We start from the raw sequence: 5038 nt of genomic DNA, 5'->3' as shown, positions 1-5038 counted from the left end.
CAAAAGATAGACTTAAATTTTAACCGTCATACATCGCAGTGGCTAATCGTGTGCTATAATAGTAAAAGTAAGGATAAAAATGAATAGTTTCAAAAAAATCATAGATCTGATTTTAAAAATTTTCATCATAAGCGTATCTATTTTAGGGGCAATCATCATATTAATAATAGCATTTATTATTGCGTCAATTTATTTAAAACCATATAATGATTTTTGGAACGTAAAGAGCAATAACTTGGAAGAATTAAATATTTTAACAGAGAATGCAGATATGGATGGATTACTTTTGTATCGTAGAAAAATTCAACCAAATGCCGCAGATAGTCTAGATGAAATCTGCTATGTTCATTACGTAAAGTTAAATTCTACTAACGGCATAGCAGAAAAAAAACTCATTGAAAACGGCTACAAACCCTCCAATAAATCCAATTGTGTCGCTCAAGATAGCAATCTAACGAAATTCAAAAAGATCACGTTTGCAGCGCCGTTTTTTCATTATCTAGGCTATAGTGATATATTTGATAAAATATATTTAGTCTATGGCTCAACAGCTCACTTAGATGTATCTACCATAAGCGCAAAAAATGGACAAATCTGGCAAAAGCAAGGACACGAAATTATTATCTATCCAGGAGAAAATATAATTCAAAAGAATAGATTATTCTCTGAGTGTTTTGGTCCATTCGGTATGTGCAATTAAAGCTAGAATTAATCAAGCAGTGAAGGTAAAATTTTATCTATCTCGCCGCTCTGTCCGAGGCGGTACAGCGCGAAGTCGTATTTGATGGGATCGCTCGGATCGAAGCGCCTTAAGCTTTGCGTAAGCTGCAAAACTGCCTCAAAATCGTAACTCTTGCGATCGATCAGCCCAAGCTTAAGCGAAACTTTATGCGTGTGGGTATCGAGCGGGATGAGGAGGCGCGATTTTTCGATCTTTTTGTACAGTCCCAGATCGATGTCGCTGTCGCGTACCGCCCAGCGCAGGAAAAGATTGTAGCGCTTGTACGGCGACGTGGGCCTTTGCGCGAAGCCGCGCCCGAAAAAAAACTCATACCCCTGGCTGCGGTAGGGATTTAATCTGTAAATCTCGCCGATTAAAAAATTTATCCCATCCTCGATCCGTCCGTTTTTTTGCATGCCGCAAAGCACGCTCTCCTCGATACTGAGGCTGTTTTTAAGCCGCTTTAAAGTTATAAAAATTTCAGCGACGTCGCGCGAGCTTTGAAACCTATACTTTTTGCCCGTAAGCTCCGCTCTCATGCGCTCATCGCTCCCGTCTAAAAGAGAAAAATCAAGCGAGCGGAGGAATTTTAAAATTTGAGCTGCGCTCCCGTAAGCAAACAGCGCGCAGATGAGCGCTACGACGTCGTTTCGATGTCCCTTTGCGACCTGCAGCGGATCGGGCGCGCCAAAAAGATCCGCGTCGCAATTTTTCAAATCGGCGTAATAATCCAAAATTTGCTTTAAATTTTTCATTTTACGTAGTAACTCATCGTCGTAGCGCCGAATTTACGCGATTTAAGCAGCGCGAAATCGCCGATTTTAGGCGGCAGTTCAAGCTCGCTCATATGCTCGATCGCGATTAGCAGCTCGCACTGCGCGGAGCCCAGGCGCGCTATCAGCGCCAACACCCGCTCGTAAATCTCGCCAAAGCCCTGCCTGATCGCAAACGGCGGATCCAGATAGACAAACACTCTACGCGCGGGATCGGTGACGGAATTTTCGTTGGAATTTACGGTTTGGCTTTCGCTTAAATTTACGGCAGAGCATTCATTCATATTCGCCTGCAGATCGTGCAAAATTTCGGGCAGTCGTTCGAAGCAATCGCCCAAAATCGCATTTGCGCCGAGCCCAAAAAGCTCGAAATTTTTCCGCATTATCTTATGCGCGGCGGCGTCCTTTTCGATCGCATAAACGTTTTTTGCGCCGTTGCTTAGCGCTTCAAGCGCCATCGCGCCGCTACCGCCGAAGCACTCGATAAACGCCGCGCCGCGCAACTCCGCCCGCCAAGTATCGAAAAACGAGCCCTTTACGATGCTTTTCGTGCTGCGCGTACTCGAAAGCGCGGGCAGAGCGAGCTTTTTACCCCTATAAATACCGCTTGAAATTTGCGTAAAGAGCGCGCCGTCAGGTTTGGAAAATTTAGCCATTTTGCCTTCTTAAAATTTCGATGATTCTTACCTTAAACTCATCAAACAGCGCGCAAATTTCGGCTTCCGCGCTCGCCGCATGGTAGTCGCCAAGATCCCGCTTTAGCGAGCCTTGAAAATCCTCCAGCCTAGATAGCAGCGTATCCTTTGAAAAAGGTAGTGCCAAATCTCCATCCTCGCCGATCAAAAAGAGCGGTTTTGCCGAGCTTTGCAGCTCGTCGCTTATTATAAAGTCGCAATCCTGCGCACTTGCGGCATGATCTTTTAAAAACAATTCCAGCGTTTTTTGCAAAATTTCGCAGTCGCAATCGATAAAAGCTTTCATCAAAGCCCCTTTTTAAATTTTATCATCTTAAACTTCTCACCAAACTCCGCGCGCAGGTGATTAAACTGCAAAAGCGCGTTTAGGTAGCCCTTCTCGCCGCTTTTTTGCATAAAAAGCTCTAAAAGCTGGACCGCGCCGAAGTCTATGAGAGCCGCGATCTGCCTTTTGAAATCCGTCGTGACGGCGCCCGCGTCCTCAAACGCAGCACGCAAAATTTCAAAATTTACGTCGTAAGTAAGATCGCTCTTGCCGTAAAAATCGCTTAAACTTTGCACCTCAAAGAAGCTGAAAACCTCGTGGTTTCGGTAAATCCGCAGGCTAAAATCGCCGCTAGCGCCCATCTGCCCGTAATCGAAGGCTATGAAATAAAACCGCTGCGCGCTGGCGCAAATTTCGCACGCGAAGCGAAAGTATCCGACCGGGATTTCGCCGCGCGATATGCCGAATCTGCGTGCGAGGGTCAAAATTTCACGTTCTTTTATGGGAGCAAATTTTGCCGCGCCACTTTCGATAAAAAGCATATTTTCGCCGTCCACCGCCTCGCATTTAAAGGCGTCGAAAAGCTCATTTGCCACAAAGATCGCATCTTTAAATTTCGCCTCGTGTACGCTCGCAAAGTGCTTTAGCGCGATTTCGCCGCCGAAGCTCTCCGCAAAGCTCGCCCGCTGTAGCTCGCGCAGACGCTCGTGCGGCTCGATGATCGCAAAGCTAAATCTATCAAGCGCCGCCGCACCGCCTAGCGTAAAGATAGCTTGCGCTATGTCGCAAAGCAGCCGCCCGTCGTGCGAGCCGATCTCTACGATAGCGATTTTAGCGCTATTTTGCGATTTTTTTGCGAGCGCGACATCTAAATTTAGTTCGTCAGGATTAACCGCAATGTTTTGATGCGATGCGCCCGAGCTTATCGCCGCGTCTAAGCTTAACTCTTGCGTCGCGCTAAAATCCGCGCTTAGGCGTAAAATTTCGCGCGCGATGCATATCCCAAAAAAACTTCCTACGCTCACGGCGGTGTAAAAATCGCCGCTCTTGCCTATTTTAGCGGCATTTGCGTAGTAGCTCTCGTTTAGCCAGCCCTCGAAAAAATCGCTAAATTTCACGCCCGCACTATCTCATCCAGGCTCTTGCGTAGGCGCGCAAAGCCCTCTTTGATCTCCGGTTTTTTGATATTTAGCGCAGGCAAAAATCTAAGGGTACGCTTGCCGGATTTTAGGATCAAAAGTCCGTTTTGCAGGGCTTTGTTAAAGATCTCGCCCAGATTTTTTTCATCGCGCAGCACGAGGCCTTGCATCAGACCGAGCCCCACGCGCTTTTCGATCAGGCTAGGATAGTCTGCGGCGAGCCCGTCTAGTTTTTTGATAAATCTTTTTATAGTCTTATCAAGCTTACCGCTCGCTTTTAAAAACTCTAGCTGCGAAAGCACCGCAAGCGCCGTAGAGGTCGCCAAAAAGTTACCGCCGAAGGTGCTGCCGTGCTCGCCCGGAGCGAAAATGTTTTGCTGCGCCACGCACGCGCCGATCGGCACGCCGCCCGCAAGCCCTTTGGCAAAAGTGATGATGTCGGGGCGGATGCCGTAAATTTGCGACGTCGCAAACTCGCCCGTGCGATATACGCCGCACTGCACCTCGTCGGTGATCAAAAGCAGCTTTTTCTCTTTCAAAACAGCCGCGAGTCTTTGCACGCTAGCCTTATCCAGAGGCTTGATACCTCCCTCGCCCTGGACTAGCTCGATCATCACGGCGACGCTGTTTTCATCGATGTGCGCGATGATCTCCTCGATATCGTCGAAAAATTTAAACCCGGGCATATAGGGGGCAAAAATTTCCGGATGAAATTTTTCCTGCCCGGTAGCTTGCAGCGTCGCTAGCGTGCGGCCGTGGAAGGAATTTCGCAGAGTTAGAATTTCAAATTTTTTATTAGGAAAATTTACGGTGCCGTACTTGCGCGCCATTTTGATCGCCGCTTCGTTAGCCTCCGCGCCAGAGTTACAAAACACGGCGTAGCTGCGATACCCCAAAAGCTCGCTAATCTTTTGAGCCAGGGCTTCTTGAGGCAGGATTCTATAGATATTCGAGCCGTGGATGATCTGCGCGGCTTGCGTGCCGATCGCTTCTAAGACAATCTCGTTTGCGTGCCCAAGGCAGTTTACGCCGATGCCCGCGCCAAAATCCACGTAGTCCTTGCCCGCTTCGTCATAGACTATCGAGCCCTCGCCTCTTACCAACGCCACGTTTACGCGCGCAAAATTATCCATTAAATAGTTCATTGTTTGTACTCCACTTTAGGCAGATGCCAAGATTTGTAATAAGCCACCATGCGAAACGCAACCCCCAAAACCAGCAAAATAATCACCGAAAAGGCACCGCTAAGCCCCAATCCATCAAGCACGAAATATATTAAGCCCACGCCCATGCTTATCGTGCCATAAAGCCCCGTATGTAAAAACCACGGCACTTCGTTCAGCAGTACGTCGCGCAAAATGCCGCCGCCCACGCCGTTGCAAAACGCGATTAGCACCACGCCGAAAACGTTATGGTTGTAGCTTAGCGCAACCATCGCCCCTACG

The 5038-nt window shown here is 47.9% G+C and carries 7 protein-coding genes; 1 reads left to right on the top strand and 6 read right to left on the bottom strand.

Annotated elements, in window-relative coordinates:
- Nucleotides 1–79 precede the first annotated feature (79 nt).
- A complete protein-coding gene (locus tag Q0277_RS06265; RefSeq protein WP_297996567.1) occupies nt 80–700 on the top strand; it encodes a hypothetical protein in 621 nt (206 codons plus the stop codon).
- Between the two features lie 8 nt (nt 701–708).
- Here Q0277_RS06265 and Q0277_RS06260 read toward each other — a convergent pair whose 3' ends face one another.
- The 6 genes from Q0277_RS06260 to Q0277_RS06235 form a co-directional block, all read right to left on the bottom strand.
- Complete coding sequence (locus Q0277_RS06260; RefSeq protein WP_297996565.1) at nt 709–1476, bottom strand: TIGR02757 family protein; 768 nt, start codon at nt 1474–1476, stop codon at nt 709–711.
- Nucleotides 1473–2150 (bottom strand): RsmD family RNA methyltransferase, encoded by a 678-nt coding sequence (locus Q0277_RS06255; protein ID WP_297996563.1) that lies wholly within the window; start codon nt 2148–2150, stop codon nt 1473–1475. The genes Q0277_RS06260 and Q0277_RS06255 overlap by 4 nt, the downstream gene beginning before the upstream one ends.
- On the bottom strand, nt 2143–2475 hold the full coding sequence (locus Q0277_RS06250; protein WP_297996561.1) for a hypothetical protein: 333 nt from the start codon (nt 2473–2475) through the stop codon (nt 2143–2145). Before Q0277_RS06250 ends, Q0277_RS06255 begins: the two co-directional genes overlap by 8 nt.
- Entirely contained in the window at nt 2475–3572 is a 1098-nt protein-coding gene (locus Q0277_RS06245) for an SAM-dependent methyltransferase (protein ID WP_297996559.1), read from the bottom strand. Before Q0277_RS06245 ends, Q0277_RS06250 begins: the two co-directional genes overlap by 1 nt.
- Entirely contained in the window at nt 3569–4738 is a 1170-nt protein-coding gene (locus tag Q0277_RS06240; RefSeq protein ID WP_297996557.1) for an acetylornithine transaminase, read from the bottom strand. Before Q0277_RS06240 ends, Q0277_RS06245 begins: the two co-directional genes overlap by 4 nt.
- On the bottom strand, nt 4735–5038 hold a 304-nt coding region (locus Q0277_RS06235; protein ID WP_297996555.1), incomplete at its 5' end, for a TRIC cation channel family protein. The genes Q0277_RS06235 and Q0277_RS06240, both read right to left, overlap by 4 nt.

The organism is uncultured Campylobacter sp. (assembly GCF_938030815.1).
Lineage (GTDB): Bacteria > Campylobacterota > Campylobacteria > Campylobacterales > Campylobacteraceae > Campylobacter_B.
Note: the sequence above shows the minus strand (reverse complement) of the source record. Positions and strands in the feature narration are given on the sequence as shown.

Excerpts from the sequence above, each read along its gene's own strand:
- Q0277_RS06265 (WP_297996567.1), top strand. The coding sequence starts at position 80 with ATGAATAGTTTCAAAAAAATCATAGATCTGATTTTAAAAATTTTCATC.
- Q0277_RS06260 (WP_297996565.1), bottom strand. The coding sequence starts at position 1,476 with ATGAAAAATTTAAAGCAAATTTTGGATTATTACGCCGATTTGAAAAAT.
- Q0277_RS06255 (WP_297996563.1), bottom strand. The coding sequence starts at position 2,150 with ATGGCTAAATTTTCCAAACCTGACGGCGCGCTCTTTACGCAAATTTCA.
- Q0277_RS06250 (WP_297996561.1), bottom strand. The coding sequence starts at position 2,475 with ATGAAAGCTTTTATCGATTGCGACTGCGAAATTTTGCAAAAAACGCTG.
- Q0277_RS06240 (WP_297996557.1), bottom strand. The coding sequence starts at position 4,738 with ATGAACTATTTAATGGATAATTTTGCGCGCGTAAACGTGGCGTTGGTA.